The following is a 15,268-nucleotide window of genomic DNA, read 5'->3' as shown; positions in this document are numbered from 1 at the left end:
GCTAAAATCTGGCTGGTATCCCAGATATTTGTGCGGAATATACAAGAAAACTTTCTGAAAATTGTGTATGCGACCGATGGACAAAATGAAAGAAGTTTTCTATAATAAGGCCAACAAGAGCGGTCAGGGATGAAGGACCGCCGATATGATGATAGGTAAGGAGAACTTATTATGAAGAACGCCATTTCTCGTCGCTCCTTCTTGAAGGCCGTTGGTATTATGAGCGCAGCGGGTGCGCTGGCTGCCTGCGGCGGCAAGTCCGCTTCTACCAGCACGGCAGCTTCTACTGCTGCTTCCACTGCCGCTTCCGGCTCTGCATCCGGCGCAAGCATCAAGCTGTGGACATACCCCATCGGCGGCTGGGGCAAGGACGAGACCGTGCAGGAGCTCATCGCCAGCTTCAACGCAAAGTATCCTGACATTAAAGTGGCCGTTGAGTATCTGGACTACACCAACGGCGATGACCAGGTGAACACCGCCATCGAGGGCGGCAGCGCACCCGACCTCATCATGGAAGGTCCCGAGCGTCTGGTGGCCAACTGGGGCGCAAAGGGTGTCATGGCTCCGCTGAACGATTTGTGGACCGACGACGCCAAGAAGGACATTTACGAGTCCGTCAACTCCGCCTGCCACAACGACAAGGGCGACTACTACGAGTACCCCCTGTGCATGACCGCACACTGCATGGCCGTCAACATGACCAAGGTCAAGGAAGTGGGCGCTGACAAGTATCTCGACACCGATAAGCACACCTGGAGCACCGAAGGCTTCCTGAACACCGTTGATGCTCTGTACAAGGGCGGCTACGAGAATGTGGCAGCCGTCTACTGCGGCGGTCAGGGCGGCGACCAGGGTACCCGCGCTATTATCAATAATATGTACGGCGGCACCTTCACCGACGACGCTCACACCAAGTACACCGCAGACTCTGCCGAGAACATCAAGGCCATCCAGACCCTGTACGACACCGAGGGCATCAACTTCGACGCTTCCATCGCAGGCGGCGACGAGATCACTCTGTTCCGCAACGGCACCCTGCAGATGGCTTTCTGCTGGAACATCGCTCAGCAGCTGAACGCCGACAACAACGACGCTGGCCTGACCAACGACGGCGACGAGATCATGCCCATGGCATTCCCGACTGCAAGCGGCGACCCGAAGCTCTGCGGCGGCATCTGGGGCTTTGGCGTCTTCGATAATGGCGATGAGGCCAAGGTCAAGGCAGCCAAGACCTTCATCGAGTTCATCGCTGCTGACCCTGACCAGGTGAAGGACAGCGTCCTGGCTTCCACCTACTTCCCGGTTCGCGCCAGTGTAGGCGACATCTACGCCGACAACGCCATCATGAGCGAGTACACCAAGTTCATGGCCTATCTGGGCGACTACTACCAGATCACTCCGGGCTGGGCAACTGCCCGCACCGAGTGGTGGAACATGCTCCAGCGTGTAGGCACTGGCGAAGACGTTGCCACTTCCGTTGCAACCTTTGTCCAGAACGCCAACGCAGCCGCCGAAGCCTGAGCTTTTCCGCCTGAGGGCAAATAAGTAATGACTGCCCCTCCCTCGAACATCCCGGCGAGGGAGGGGCTTTTTGTGTAAGACAAGCACCCAATCCGAACGAAAGGTCTGGTGATTTCTTTGGCTGCAAAGACTGCAAGCATCAAAGAGCCGAAGCGCAGCAGCGCACTGGTTCGGCAGGAGACCATCGCTTCCTACCTGTTCCTTCTGCCCAGCCTCATCTTTTTTCTCGGCTTCGTCATTTACCCCATGATACTCTGCGTGGTCACGAGCTTTTTTGACTCGACCATGAACCGTGCCGACATCTTTGTGGGTTTTGCCAACTACGCAGAGCTGTTCGCAGACCCCATCTTCATCGGCGCTTTGCGCAACACTTTCATCATCGTGGTCGTCTCGGTGCCTGTGACCTGTGCGTTCTCGCTGTGGGTCAGCTCGGCCATCGTCGATCTGCCCGAGTGGGCCACCAGCCTCTTCCGCTGCGTGTTCTACCTGCCGGTGGTCACCGGCTCGGTGGCTGTCACCGTCGTGTGGAAGTGGATGTACAACAACTACTACGGCATCTTCAACTATCTGGGCAAGGCTGTGGGTCTTATCGATAAGAACATCAACTGGCTGGGAGATGAAAAATACGCTCTGGGCTGCATCATCCTCATCCTGCTGACTACTTCTGTCGGCCAGCCCATCGTGCTGTACGTTTCCGCACTGGGCAACGTAGACCAGTCCATCGTGGAAGCCGCTGAAGTGGACGGTGCCACCGATTTCCAGTGCTTCTGGCGCATCAAGTGGCCCGCCATCATGCCCACCACCCTGTACATCCTGGTCATCACGACCATCAACTCCTTCCAGTGCTTCGCACTGATCCAGCTGCTGACCTCCGGCGGCCCGAACCACAGCACCGATACCATCATGTACTACATCTACTACACTGCATTCAAGCTCTACCGCTATGGTTACGGCAACGCAATGGGCGTTGTGCTGGCCGTTATCATCGCCATCCTGTCGGCTGTCCAGTTCAAGTTTGGCAGTCAGGATCATTAAAGGAGGTGCCGGGCAATGACTGCAACTGCAAAAAAACAGAAACCGTTGAAGCGTCACCCCAGCAAGCTGAAAAAGATGAGCGCTTACATGATACTGACCCTCATCCTTATCAGCATCGTGGCCGTGCTGTTTGCATTTCCGCTGTACTGGATCATCACCGGTTCCTTCAAGACCGGCGCGGCCATCAACTCCACGACCCCCGAGTGGTGGCCCAGCCAGTGGGTGCTGACCAACTACCAGAAACTTTTCGCAGGCAAGAGCGCACCCCTGTGGCAGCTGGCCGTGCCCTTCAGCCACTCTTTCAGCGCGGATGGAGAGCCGATCTATTTCTCCGTCGGCCCGACCGCTCCGGCCGCGCTGCGCTGGATGATCAACACCGTGTTCATGGCCGTCATGTCCATGATCCTCACCTGCATCACCGCCGCAATGGCAGGCTATGCGCTGGCAAAAAAGCGCTTCGTCGGCCGCAAGCTGCTCTTCACCCTCATCGTCTGCGCAATGGCTCTGCCTAAGCAGGTCATCCTCATCCCGCTGCTGCGTGAGATGAGCGCACTGAACCTTTACAATACCATCTGGGCCGTCATTTTCCCCATCGTGGGCTGGCCCTTCGGCGTCTTTTTGATGAAGCAGTTCAGTGAGGGTATCCCCACTGAGATGCTGGAGGCGGCCCGTATCGACGGCGCCAGCGAGGCGCGCACCTTTGTCAGCATCGTGCTCCCGATGGTCAAGCCGGGCATCGGCGCGCTGGCCATCTTCACCTTCATCAACAGCTGGAACGATTACTTCATGCAGCTCATCATGCTGTCCAGCACCAGCAACCTGACGATCTCGCTGGGCATCGCAAAGCTGCAGGCGGAGAACAGCACCGACTTCGGCCTTATCATGGCAGGTGCCGCTCTGGCCGCTGTGCCGATCATCATCATCTTCCTTATCTTCCAGAAGTACTTCACCAAGGGCATCGCAATGGGTGCGGTCAAAGGCTAAAATCCCGACCGCCGCCTGCGAGCAAAGACTTCCCCCGGCTGGGGGAAGATGTCACGAAGTGACAAAAAGGGGAGTACAGGGAGGGATTTTTGGCGCCGCGGTCAGCAGGATGCGAGGCCCGCCCAAGGGCCGAAGCAGACGCTGGGAACCGCAAGAGGGCGCTGCTGCCGTTTCCCGAACGGAGAGCGTGCAGGGCTTGAATCATCAGAAAGGACATGGACAAATGAAAGACATTACCAAGTATCAGGGTGTTATCCCGGCCTTCTATGCCTGCTACGACGCAGAGGGCAATATCTCTACCGAGGGCGTCAAGGCACTGACCCGCCATCTGATCGCAAAGGGCGTCAAGGGCGTGTATGTGGGCGGCTCCTCCGGTGAGTGCATCTATCAGCACGTCGATGAGCGCAAGGCCGTGCTGGAAGCCGTCATGAGTGAAGCCAAAGGCAAACTGACCGTCATCGCACACGTCGGCTGCAACAACACCGCCGACAGCGTCGAGCTGGCCCGCCACGCCGAGAGCGTGGGCGTGGATGCCATTGCATCGATCCCGCCCATCTACTTCCATCTGCCGGAGTACGCCATCGCCAAGTATTGGAACGAGATGTCGGCGGCAGCTCCCAACACCGAGTTCGTCATCTACAACATCCCCCAGCTGGCCGGCACCGGCCTGACCATGAGCCTGCTGCGCGAGATGCTCAAGAACCCCAACGTCGTTGCCGTCAAGAACAGCTCCATGCCCACCCAGGACATCCAGATGTTCAAGGATGCCGGCATTGCCGCCCGTGGTGAGGGCAATTTCGTGGTCTTCAACGGCCCGGATGAGCAGTTCGTCTCCGGCCGCGTCATCGGCGCGGACGGCGGCATCGGCGGCACCTATGCCGTCATGCCGGAGCTGTATCTTGCCATGAACGAGCACATCAACAAGGGCGAGATCGAAGCTGCCCGCGCCATTCAGTACGACGCCGACCGCATCATTTATAAGATGTGCGAAGCCCACGGCAACCTCTACGCGGTGCAGAAGGAGATCCTGCGCCGGATGTACGGCCTTGAGCTGGGCGGCGTCCGCGAGCCGATGCCCGGCCTCATCCCGGAAGATGAGCCCATCGTCGCCGAAGCACAGGCCATGATCGAAGCCGCCATCGCAAAACTCTGAAAAATCAAAAAGCGCCCCCTCTCCGTCTCTCAATGAGGGGGAGAGGGCAGGCGCTCTTTGTGCTTCTGTTAAAAAAACACTTGGTTAGGAGAAAATCAACATGATCTGCGACGCACTGGAGCACCTGAACCGTTATCGCGGGCTCCACCGGAATCTTGACACCGCCATCGACTATCTTACCGCCTACCATGTGGCCCACGATTTGTACGATCTGCCGCTGGGCCGCACCGAGGTGGACGGCGAGAACGTCTTCATCAACGTGATGGAGGCCGATTTGAGCCCCGACAGCACCCGCTTCGAATACCACAAAAAGTACGCTGACCTTCAAATCGATTTGACCGGCGGCGAGGGCTGGGGCTATACGAATCTGCCCGGCGAAGAGGCAGGGGAGTTTACGGGAGATATTGGTTTCAGGACCAGTCCGGATGCCGTCAGCGGCACGCTGGGCGAGGGGAGATTCGTCCTGTTTTTTCCCGGCGAGCTGCACAAGCCCGGCGTGGCACGCCCCGGCTGTGCTCATGTGCGCAAAGTGGTCATCAAGATCAGGATGGAGGATTGATGGATATGGAGAAAGAAAAACTGTTTGAGCAGATCAAAGGCGGCCTCATCGTCTCCTGTCAGGCACTTGAGACGGAGCCTCTTTACACCAAAGAGGGCGGCGTCATGCCCCTGATGGCGAAAGCCGCCGCCATGAGCGGAGCCGTGGGCATCCGCGCCAACACCGTCCGCGACATCACCCAGATCAAACAGGTGGTGGACCTGCCGGTCATCGGCATCATCAAAAAGGATTACCCCGGCACCCCCATGTACATCACCGTCACCATGAAGGAAGTGGACGAGCTGGTGGCCTGCGGCGTGGACATCCTCGCCGTGCAGGGTACGGGTGCGCTGCGCCCCGACGGCTCTACTTCGGCCCAGTTCATCCGCGCCATCAAGGCGAAATATCCCGACCAGCTGCTTATGGCTGACTGCGACAATTTCGAGAACGCCATGCTCTGCGCCGAGGCCGGTGCTGATTTTGTGGGCACCACCATGCGCGGCTACACCCCCGAGACGCAGGGGATCAACGATATTGATTTTGAGTTTGTCCACAAGCTGGCCGCGGAATGCCCGGCGAAGATCATCGCCGAGGGTCATATCCATTACCCTGAGCAGGCAGTCAAGGCGCTGGAAGCCGGAGCTTTCGCCCTCGTCGTCGGCGGTGCCATCACCCGCCCGGCGGAGATCACCGCCCGCTTCACCGGTGCCATCAACGCCATGCACAAATGATACGGAGATACGACTATGAAACAGTATCTTGCCATTGATATTGGCGGCACTGCCGTCAAGCTGGGCATCGTGGACGAAGAGGGCCGTGTGCTCTCCAAAACGGAGCAGAGCGTCTGCTTCGATAACTACGAGACGCCCATCCTCACCACGGTGCTGTCTGCTGCCGAACAGTTCCTCAAGGAGCAGGCTGTTGGACCGCAGGGCCTTGCGGGCATCGGCGTTTCCGCCGCAGGACAGATCGACACCCGAAAGGGCATCGTGGCCGGGACCTGCGGCAGCCTGCCCAACTACATCGGAAGCCCCATTAAAGCGGAGCTGGAAGCAAAGTTCGGCCTGCCGACCACCGTCGCCAACGACGCCAACTGCATGACGCTGGGTGAGGTCTGGGTCGGCGGCGCGAAGGGCTACACGGACGTCATCGGTGTCACGCTGGGGACCGGCGTCGGCGGCGGCATCCTCACCGGAGGCCGCCTGCTGGAAGGTGCGCGGGGTCTCGGCGGTGAGCTGGGACACTTCCGCACCCACGCGCTGGATGGCGTGTTCTGCACCTGCGGCGCGTCGGGCTGCTGGGAGCGGTACGCCGCAACCACCGCTCTGGTGCGGGGCGCACAGCCCCGGAACCCGAAGTGGAAGGATGGCCGCGCTATCTTTGAATCGGCCCATGCAGGCGACCCCACCATCCTGGCGCTTCTGGACGACTGGACGGATGAGATCGCCCAAGGCCTTGCGGGCATGGTGCATATCTTCAACCCGCAGCTCATCCTCATCGGCGGCGGCGTCAGCGCACAGCAGGAGCTGCTGATAGACCCCGTCGCAAAGAAAGTGCGGGCCTCCGTGATGCCCGCTTTTGCGGAAGGACTGGAGATCCGTGCCGCCCAGCTCCACAACGACGCCGGCATGGTGGGCGCAGTTTACTATTTCCGCCAGTCGCGGGGCGAGATCTGAAAGGGGAAGAGACGATGAAAAAACATATCCTTTGTCTGGGCGACTCCAACACCCACGGCTACTGCGCCGACCCGGCGGACTGTGCCGACCACGGCATCCGCTTCAATGAGGACGAGCGCTGGACCTGCCGCCTGCAGACGGCGCTTGGCAGCGACTATCTCGTGACGGAAGAGGGCCTTTCGGGCCGGACGACCGTTTTCGTGGACCCCATCCATGAGTCGATGGACGCTCTGAGCGTGGCTTATTCGCTCCTCAAGAGCCATGAAGTCATCGATCTGCTCATCATCATGCTGGGTACCAACGACGTCAAAGAGCGGTTCAACGCCAATGCCGCCTGCATCGGCGCGGGTATGGAACGGCTGATCCTCAAGGCCAGGAGCGTGGACTGCTGGGGGACCAAGGCTCCCAACATCCTCGTCGTGGCCCCGCCCCGCATCGGCGACGGCTTCCATGATGCCGTCATGGGCGAGGGCTGTGTGGAAAAGTCGAAGGGTGTGGCTGAGCAGTTCCGTATCGTCGCGGAACGTCAGAACGTCCATTTCCTCAATGCTGCCGACTGCGAGTTCAATCAGGTGGACTTCATGCATCTGACCCGTAAGGGCCACGCACAGCTGGCGGATCTGCTGGCAAAGGAAGTGCCGACGCTTTTATAATAGCATAACGAGCCGCCCCGGCTTCCTGTTACGGAAACCGGGGCGGTTTTGCTGTTTTGGGACTCTGACTTCCGCAGGGATGTGCTTCCTGAACGTGATGATAAATCTGCACAAAAGAGCCCGGACAAGTTGTTCAAGACGCTGAAGTTTTATGGAAGCGGAAAGCCGAAAGCAGCACTCCGGGGGATTTTTGCAGATGGGAAGGAAACGATTTCGAACTTCTCCGTTGCATTTCGCACCAAAGTATGTTTCAATAAAAAGCAGCAAATGGAATGGAACGGAGAAGGGAGGAGACTGCGGGATGCTGAAAATTGCTGTCGTCGAAGACCAGCAGGAAGTGCGGGACGAGCTGTGCCGGTTCATCCGGCAGTACGCCGCCGAGAACAGCCTGCAGGTCGAGGTGCTTCCCATCGAGGATGGAGCCGTCATCGCGGAGCACTACGAGCCGGGGTATGACATCATCTTTATGGATGTGGAGATGCCGGGACTGGACGGCTTCGGCGCGGCGGAGAAGATACGGGCCGTAGACGCAGACGCCGTGCTGGTGTTCGTGACCAACATGGCGCAGTACGCCATCAAGGGCTACGAGGTGGACGCACTGGACTATGTCCTCAAGCCGGTGAACTACTACCAGTTCTGCACCAAGCTCTCCCGGGCTGTTCAGCGGGTACAGCGCCGCCGGGGCGGACAGGTCGTTTTACAGCTGGCCGGAGGCGGGATGCAGGTGCTCTCCACCGGCGACATCTACTATCTCGAGACCCATGACCGGCTGCTCTGGTATCACACCACCAAGGGTGAGTTTTCCGTCCGTGCCAGCCTCGCCAGCGCCGAAAAGCAGCTGGCGCAGTACCATTTCTCCCGCTGCAACCAGTGCTATCTGGTCAACCTGAAATATGTAAAGGCTGTGGAGAACGACTTTGTCCATGTCAACACCGACCACCTGGAGATCAGCCGCCGCCAGCGTGCGGCTTTCCTGACGGCGGTGGCGTCCTACATCGGAGGTGTGCTGTGAATCTTCTTGCACGCCATGTCATCTTCCGGGCATTGCTGCGGTGGACTGCTGCGGTGGCGTTCTGCATCCCGCTCAAGCACCGGCCTCACGCCCGCCTGCGGGCGCTGGGGATGCTGCTGCCGCTGCTGGGGCTGACCTATGTGCTCGACCCCGCGGCCCAGAGCACCAGCCTCCACGAGCTGCAATTCTCTCTGCTGACGCTCTATGTCGCGTTTTTCGTCCTGCTGGGCATGATGATATACGCCTGCGTTGAGATAGACAAAAAGAGTGCGCTCTACTGTGCCGTATGGAGCCTGCTGGCCTCCCAGACCGCTTACGAGTGCTGGCATCTGGTGGAAGTATTCTTCGAGTGGCGGGGAACGCCCCTTGACCTCAGAAGCCTGCCGGTCATGCTGGCGCAGCTGGCCGCTGGTGCATTCTTTTATTTTGTTATCTGCACCACCCTCTCCCGGAAGATGTCTTATAAAGGAGTGTATAACATCGGCCCGCGCCAGCTGACCAGCGCCTTTTTCATCGGAATCCTCTTCATGTTCCAGGCTGCGCTGCTGAGCGGCGGGCAGGTGGTGGTGCTGGATCGCAGTCTCGTCATGACGATGTTTGTCGGGCAGTTTTACTTCCTGACCCTGCTCTACTTCCAGACCGAGGTGTTCAAGCTCTCGGCCATGCAGAAGGAGATGGCCACCCTCAATCTATTATATGAGCGCCAGCGGGAGCAGTACCAGGTGGCGCGGCAGAACGTCCAGATCATCAACAAGCGCTGCCACGAGCTGAAGCTTCAAATCGCCGCGCTCCGCCAGATGTCGAGCACCCCGGCAGACCCGGAGCTGAAAGCCCACATCGACGAGGCCGAAAAGGCCGCTCAGCTCTACGACGCCAGCCGAAACACCGGCAATGAGGTGCTGGACGTGGTGCTCACGGAAAAGAGCCTGCTCTGCGAGTCCCGCCGCATCCAGCTCAACGCGGTGACGGACGGCAGCTGTCTGAGCTTTTTTGAGGCCGGCGACCTCTACGCCCTTTTTGCCAATATGCTGGACCACGCCATTGAAAGTGCAGTGAAGGTGCCGGAACCGGAGCGCCGCTGCATCGACCTGCTGGTCTGCACCCGGCAGAGCTTCGTGGTGGTGAACGTCATCAGCCCCGACCGCCCGGCGGAGTCTGCCGACACCCGTGCCGCCCATTACGCCGTCAAAGTGACCAACCGCATCGTTCAGAAGTATAAAGGTACCCTGACCACAGAGAGCCAGAATGGGTTCTTTGCGGTGAAAATTATTTTTCCGAGCGCCCTCTCGTAAAGGCTCTCCCCTTGGGAGAGCTGGCGCGTGAGCGCCTGAGAGGGCAAGGCCGCTGCCCGTGAGCATAGTGCGCAGCGATGCTCTCCCTCTGCCAAAGGCTTTTGCTCATCGCTGTATCGAGACTCTTTTACAACAGGCTTGCCCTCTCCGTCAATGCAAGCATTGCCACCTCTCCCAAAGGGAGAGGCTTTTTTGTTGTCCCGCAAGCTTTCATTTGACTCTCGTTGTATCCAACTGTTTGTGAGAGATGCACAAATATATCAGCTTCGATTTGTGAGAGCAAAACCGAATATCCACACCATTCGACCGATTATCGCAACGGTCTTGCGAAAGAAAAAGTCTTTGATAAAATAATAGCGAAAGACAGAAAAACGACCGCACAACAGAGAAAACGCTACAGATACACGGGAGGAAAACGAATGCGAAGCATCGCCAAGCTCATGCAGGACTGGCAGTTCACCGGGCCGGACGGCAAGACCACTCTGGTGGAGCTGCCCCACACTTGGAACGCAAAAGACGGCCAGGACGGCGGCAACGATTATTGGCGCGGCACCTGCACCTACAGCACCACCTTTGCCGCTCCGGCGTTCGACGCAGCTTCGCAGGAAGTCTGGCTGCAGTTCGAGGGCGTCAATTCCAGCGCCAAAGTTCTGCTGAACGGCAGGAACATCTGCACCCACGACGGCGGCTACTCCACCTTCCGTGTCCATGTCTCCGACCTGCTGGCAAAAGACAACCAGCTCACCGTCGAGGTGGACAACAGCATCAACGACCGCATCTACCCCCAGAAGGCCGACTTTACATTCTACGGCGGCATCTACCGCGACATCAGCCTGATGGTGGTCAGCAAGAACCACATCGCGCTGAGCCACTTCGGCGACACCGGCGTGAAGATCACCCCCGCCCTCAAGGACGGCAAGGCTGACATCCGGGTCGAGACCCTCGTGGAAGGCGAGGGCGCTGTCTCCGTCGAGCTGCAGGACGCAGCCGGCAGCATCGTGGCCAGGGCTGAGGGCGCAGACGCTCAGCTCCACCTCGACGCTCCCCACCTCTGGGACGGCGTGAAGGACCCCTACCTCTACACCTGTGTCGTCCGTCTGAGCATCGACGGCACCGTGGTGGACGAAGTTTCCACCCGCGTGGGTCTGCGCACCTTCTCGGTGGACTCCAGGAACGGCTTCTTCCTCAATGGCCGTCCCTATCCGCTCCACGGCGTCTCCCGCCATCAGGACCGCAAGGGTGTGGGCAACGCCATCACCCGCGAGATGCACGACGAGGATATGGCCCTCATCCGGGAGCTGGGTGCCAACACCGTCCGGCTGGCCCACTACCAGCACGACCAGTACTTCTACGACCTCTGTGACCAGTACGGCATGGTGGTCTGGGCTGAGATCCCCTACATCTCCGAGCACCTGCCCAATGGCCGCGCCAACACCATCAGCCAGATGAAGGAGCTCATCTACCAGAACTACAACCACCCCTGCATCGTCTGCTGGGGCGTCTCCAATGAGATCACCATCTCCACCAAGGACAAGGCCGACATGCTCGACAATCACCGCGAGCTGAACGACCTGTGCCACAAGATGGACTCCACCCGCCTGACCACGCTGGCCTGCTACGCCATGTGCGGCCCCTTCAACCCGGTGGCCCACATCACCGACCTCGTCAGCTGGAACCTCTACCTCGGCTGGTATGTGCCGGGCCTGTTCCTGAACGACCTGTGGATGGATTTCTTCCATCTGGTCTACCCGCGCCGTCCTCTGGGCTTTTCCGAGTACGGTGCCGAGGGTATGCCGAACCTCCACAGCTCGAAGCCCCGCCGCGGCGACCACACCGAAGAGTATCAGGCAAAGTATCACGAGTACATGCTCCGCTGCTTCGACCGGCATAAGTGGATGTGGGCGACCCACGTCTGGAATATGTTCGACTTTGCAGCCGACGCCCGCGACCAGGGCGGCGAGCCGGGCATGAACCATAAGGGCCTCGTCACCTTCGACCGGAAGACCCGGAAGGACAGCTTCTACCTCTACAAGGCATGGTGGAGCGACGAGAACTTTGTCCACATCTGCTCCAAGCGGTTCACCGACCGCACGGAGAGCGAGATGGAAGTGAAGGTCTACTCCAACCAGAAGTCCGTCGCCCTCTACGTCAACGGCGAGAAGGCCGGCGAGCAGACCGGCGAGCACGTCTTCAGCTTCCGTGTGCCGCTGACCGGCGAAATCGAAGTCAGGGCTGTGGCCGGTGACTGCACCGACACCGCTTCCTTCCGTCATGTGGACACCCCGAACCCCAGCTACAAGCTGGTCAAGACCAAGTCCAAGAGTGCAAACTGGGTCTGATTTGTGAAACATTCCGCCGACCGGCGGTTGTTATAGAAAAAAGGAGGAGAATCCGTGAAAAACACCAAACCGAAAGTACGGCTGTGGTCTGTTCTCACCGGCCTGACGGCGATCCTGACCGTCGCTGCCATTGTGGGCAACATCATCGCAAACCAGTACGCTACCACCCTCAACGTCGCTCTGAATGCATCTACCTATAAGATCATCCACGGCGAGAATACCGGCGATACCGAATACTTCAAGAAGGGCTTTGCTTCCGATGAGGAGCGCGAGGCTTACGAGGCCGAACTGTGCGCGACGGTCGAGGCCGAGGGCGCAGCTCTGCTGAAGAACGAGAACAATGCCCTGCCTCTGGCCAGCGGCGCTAAGGTCAGCCTGTTCGGCCACGGCTCTGTGGACCTGATGTACGGCGGCACCGGTTCCGGCTCTGTCGATACCAGCAAGGCTCCCAACCTCAAGCAGGCTCTGGAAGCTCAGGGCATCACCATCAACCAGACCCTGTGGGACCTGTACAGCTCTGACTCCATGATGAGCAAGTACAGCCGCATGACCCCCGCTTCCATCTCCGATACTCTGGAGGCGAACACCCAGTACGCTGTCAACGAGGCTCCCTGGAGCGCTCTGTCCAGCGCTGAGTCCAGCTTTGCTGAGTACGGCGACGCTGCGATCGTGGTCCTCTCCCGCTCCGGCGGTGAGGGCGCAGACCTTCCCAGCGGCGAGAATGGCACCAGCGACAGCTGGATCTCCGGCCAGGAGGGCGACGGCAACTACCTCGCTCTGTCCGCTGAAGAGATCGAGCTGCTGCAGAACCTGAAGGCTCTGAAGGACAACGGTACCTTCAAGAACATCGTCGTCCTCATCAACAGCTCCAACGCCATTGAGCTGGACTTCCTCAACCCCGAGATCTGCGGTGAGGACTACGGCATCGACGCTGCGATGTGGATCGGCGACGTGGGCCAGACCGGCATCAACGGTGTGGGCCAGCTGCTGTCCGGCGCTGTCACTCCCTCCGGCTCTCTGGTCGATACCTATCTGTACGACAACATGGCAAACCCCGCTATGTACAACTTCTACACCCAGGCTTACCCCAACGCAGCAGAGTACAACCTGCTGACCGAGGGCGCTGACGTGCAGGGTATGTACAGTGTCTATCAGGAAGGCATCTACCTGGGCTACCGTTACTTCGAGACCCGTTACGAGGATGTCGTCATGGGCACCGCCAAGGCTGGCGATTACAACTGGGCGACCACCGTTGCTTACCCCTTCGGTTACGGCGACAGCTACACCACCTTCGCATACTCCAACTTCAACGTGACCGAGTCTGACGATGCCTTCACCGTCACCCTGAAGGTCACCAACACCGGCAAGACCTTCTCCGGCAAGGAGACCGTTCAGATCTACTTCCAGTCTCCCTACACCGCTTACGACAAGGCAAACGGCATCGAGAAGGCTGCTGCTGAGTTGTGCGGCTTCGCAAAGACCGACGTGCTGGCTCCCGGCGCTTCTGAGAACGTGACCATCACTGTCCCGAAGAGCGAGCTGCGCACCTACGACGCGAACAACGCCAAGACCTACATCGTGGACGCCGGTGACTACTACTTCACCGCTGCCACCGATTCCCACAACGCAGTCAACAACATCCTGGCTGCCAAGGGCTACACCGTCGAGAACACCAATGGCCGCATGACCGAGAACGGCAGCACCGACCTCGTCTGGAAGTGGACCAACGACACCCTCGACACCACCACCTTCTCCACCGGCGCAAATGGCACCGCCATCACCAACCTGTTTGACGAGTCCGACCCCAACAAGAGCAGCGATGCTCCCGGCAGTGTGACCTGGATGAGCCGCTCCGACTGGACCGGCACCATCCCCACCGCTCCCGCACAGCTGACCGCCAACGAGACTCTGGCTGCAAGCCTCGCCTTCACCCAGTACGACGGCTCTGAGGCCAACAGCGTCGAGATGCCCACTCTGGGCGCCAAGAACGGCCTGACCCTCGCTTCCATGATCGGCAAGGACTTCGATGATCCCGAGTGGGATACCCTGCTGGACCAGCTGACCTACAGCGAGATGGTCAACACCATCACCCTCGGCTTCCACAACACCGCAGCCGCTGCCTCCATCGGCAAGACTGCTACCAAGGACGAGAACGGCCCTCAGGGTCTGACCGCTGCCCTGACCGGTGGTGCATCCGCAATGTGCTACACCTCCGAGGACGTCATGGCTGCTACCTTCAATGTTGACCTCATCAACGAGGTCGGCCGGTGCATCGGCGAGGACTGCCTGGCCATGGGTTACTCCGGCCTGTACGGCCCCGGCATCAATATGCACCGCACCGCTTACTCCGGCCGTAACTTCGAGTACTACTCCGAGGACCCGTTCGTGGCTGGCACCATCTGCGCTGCTGAGGTGAAGGGCATCCAGTCCAAGGGTGTCTACGTCTACCTGAAGCACGTCGCCCTGAACGACTCCGAGACCAGCCGCCGCGGTGTCAACACCTGGCTGAACGAGCAGACCGCTCGTGAGATCTATCTGGAAGTCGCTGACAAGGCCATCACCGATGGCGGCGCCTGGAGCGTCATGACCGGCTTCAACCGCTGGGGTGCTACCTGGTGCGGCGCGAACGCCAACCTGCTGACCGGCTTCCTGCGCGGCGAGCTGGGGATGCGCGGCATGTGCATCACCGACTTCTCCGGTTCCAGCCAGTACATGGACCTGGTGGACGGCCTCATCGCCGGCTCCGACATCTGGGACAGCCCGATGCCCAAGATCCACACCACCAAGGCTGCAAACTATGAGAACGATGCTTACATCGTCACCCAGATGCGCAATGCGATGCACCACATCCTCTACACCGTGGTCAACTCCAACGCCATGAACGGCTGGGCTTCCACCGATACCCTGAAGACCATCACCCCGTGGTGGCAGACCGCCATCTATGCGCTCATCGCAGTGCTGGCCGTCCTGACCATCCTGTGCGCATGGCAGCTGAGCAAGGCCCTCAAGGCGAAGAAGAGCATGGTCGATACCGCTCCCGCAGCTGACCAGAAGTAATTCCGGCG

12 protein-coding genes are annotated in these 15,268 nt (G+C 59.4%); all 12 read left to right on the top strand.

Annotated elements, in window-relative coordinates:
* Window positions 1-171: 171 nt before the first annotated feature.
* The 12 genes from F3G95_RS04000 (at window position 172) to F3G95_RS03945 (ending at window position 15,260) form a co-directional block, all read left to right on the top strand.
* Window positions 172-1,521, top strand: coding sequence for an extracellular solute-binding protein (locus F3G95_RS04000; protein ID WP_149793918.1), 1,350 nt, complete (start codon window positions 172-174; stop codon window positions 1,519-1,521).
* Between the two features lie 108 nt (window positions 1,522-1,629).
* On the top strand, window positions 1,630-2,556 hold the full coding sequence (locus F3G95_RS03995; protein ID WP_188117506.1) for a sugar ABC transporter permease: 927 nt from the start codon (window positions 1,630-1,632) through the stop codon (window positions 2,554-2,556).
* 15 nt (window positions 2,557-2,571) lie between these two features.
* Complete coding sequence (locus F3G95_RS03990) at window positions 2,572-3,540, top strand: carbohydrate ABC transporter permease (protein ID WP_149793917.1); 969 nt, start codon at window positions 2,572-2,574, stop codon at window positions 3,538-3,540.
* Window positions 3,541-3,763: 223 nt separating this feature from the next.
* Window positions 3,764-4,693, top strand: a complete 930-nt coding sequence (locus F3G95_RS03985) for a dihydrodipicolinate synthase family protein (protein WP_149793916.1) — start codon at window positions 3,764-3,766, stop codon at window positions 4,691-4,693.
* 100 nt (window positions 4,694-4,793) lie between these two features.
* Entirely contained in the window at window positions 4,794-5,252 is a 459-nt protein-coding gene (locus tag F3G95_RS03980) for a YhcH/YjgK/YiaL family protein (protein WP_149793915.1), read from the top strand.
* A gap of 5 nt (window positions 5,253-5,257) precedes the next feature.
* Complete coding sequence (locus F3G95_RS03975; protein WP_149793914.1) at window positions 5,258-5,962, top strand: N-acetylmannosamine-6-phosphate 2-epimerase; 705 nt, start codon at window positions 5,258-5,260, stop codon at window positions 5,960-5,962.
* A 15-nt stretch (window positions 5,963-5,977) separates the two neighbouring features.
* Window positions 5,978-6,907, top strand: a complete 930-nt coding sequence (locus F3G95_RS03970; protein ID WP_149793913.1) for an ROK family protein — start codon at window positions 5,978-5,980, stop codon at window positions 6,905-6,907.
* A 14-nt stretch (window positions 6,908-6,921) separates the two neighbouring features.
* Window positions 6,922-7,560, top strand: a complete 639-nt coding sequence (locus tag F3G95_RS03965; protein ID WP_149793912.1) for a GDSL-type esterase/lipase family protein — start codon at window positions 6,922-6,924, stop codon at window positions 7,558-7,560.
* Window positions 7,561-7,861: 301 nt separating this feature from the next.
* Complete coding sequence (locus tag F3G95_RS03960) at window positions 7,862-8,572, top strand: LytTR family DNA-binding domain-containing protein (RefSeq protein ID WP_149793911.1); 711 nt, start codon at window positions 7,862-7,864, stop codon at window positions 8,570-8,572.
* Entirely contained in the window at window positions 8,569-9,864 is a 1,296-nt protein-coding gene (locus F3G95_RS03955) for a GHKL domain-containing protein (protein ID WP_149793910.1), read from the top strand. Before F3G95_RS03960 ends, F3G95_RS03955 begins: the two co-directional genes overlap by 4 nt.
* A gap of 419 nt (window positions 9,865-10,283) precedes the next feature.
* A complete protein-coding gene (locus F3G95_RS03950) occupies window positions 10,284-12,203 on the top strand; it encodes a glycoside hydrolase family 2 TIM barrel-domain containing protein (protein ID WP_149793909.1) in 1,920 nt (639 codons plus the stop codon).
* A 54-nt stretch (window positions 12,204-12,257) separates the two neighbouring features.
* The gene (locus F3G95_RS03945) at window positions 12,258-15,260 is read left to right on the top strand and encodes a glycoside hydrolase family 3 protein (RefSeq protein ID WP_149793908.1); all 3,003 of its coding nucleotides are present in this window, start codon (window positions 12,258-12,260) and stop codon (window positions 15,258-15,260) included.
* The last annotated feature ends 8 nt before the right edge of the window (window positions 15,261-15,268 follow it).

This window comes from Faecalibacterium sp. Marseille-P9312, assembly GCF_902497445.1.
GTDB lineage: Bacteria > Bacillota > Clostridia > Oscillospirales > Ruminococcaceae > Faecalibacterium > Faecalibacterium longum.
The sequence above is the reverse complement of the archived record's forward strand: the minus strand, read 5'-3'. Positions and strand labels throughout refer to the sequence as shown.

What these genes read in the sequence shown, in the direction of transcription:
- F3G95_RS04000 (WP_149793918.1), top strand. Translation starts at nt 172, where the DNA reads ATGAAGAACGCCATTTCTCGTCGCTCCTTCTTGAAGGCCGTTGGTATT.
- F3G95_RS03990 (WP_149793917.1), top strand. Translation starts at nt 2,572, where the DNA reads ATGACTGCAACTGCAAAAAAACAGAAACCGTTGAAGCGTCACCCCAGC.
- F3G95_RS03985 (WP_149793916.1), top strand. Translation starts at nt 3,764, where the DNA reads ATGAAAGACATTACCAAGTATCAGGGTGTTATCCCGGCCTTCTATGCC.
- F3G95_RS03980 (WP_149793915.1), top strand. Translation starts at nt 4,794, where the DNA reads ATGATCTGCGACGCACTGGAGCACCTGAACCGTTATCGCGGGCTCCAC.
- F3G95_RS03975 (WP_149793914.1), top strand. Translation starts at nt 5,258, where the DNA reads ATGGAGAAAGAAAAACTGTTTGAGCAGATCAAAGGCGGCCTCATCGTC.
- F3G95_RS03970 (WP_149793913.1), top strand. Translation starts at nt 5,978, where the DNA reads ATGAAACAGTATCTTGCCATTGATATTGGCGGCACTGCCGTCAAGCTG.
- F3G95_RS03965 (WP_149793912.1), top strand. Translation starts at nt 6,922, where the DNA reads ATGAAAAAACATATCCTTTGTCTGGGCGACTCCAACACCCACGGCTAC.
- F3G95_RS03960 (WP_149793911.1), top strand. Translation starts at nt 7,862, where the DNA reads ATGCTGAAAATTGCTGTCGTCGAAGACCAGCAGGAAGTGCGGGACGAG.
- F3G95_RS03950 (WP_149793909.1), top strand. Translation starts at nt 10,284, where the DNA reads ATGCGAAGCATCGCCAAGCTCATGCAGGACTGGCAGTTCACCGGGCCG.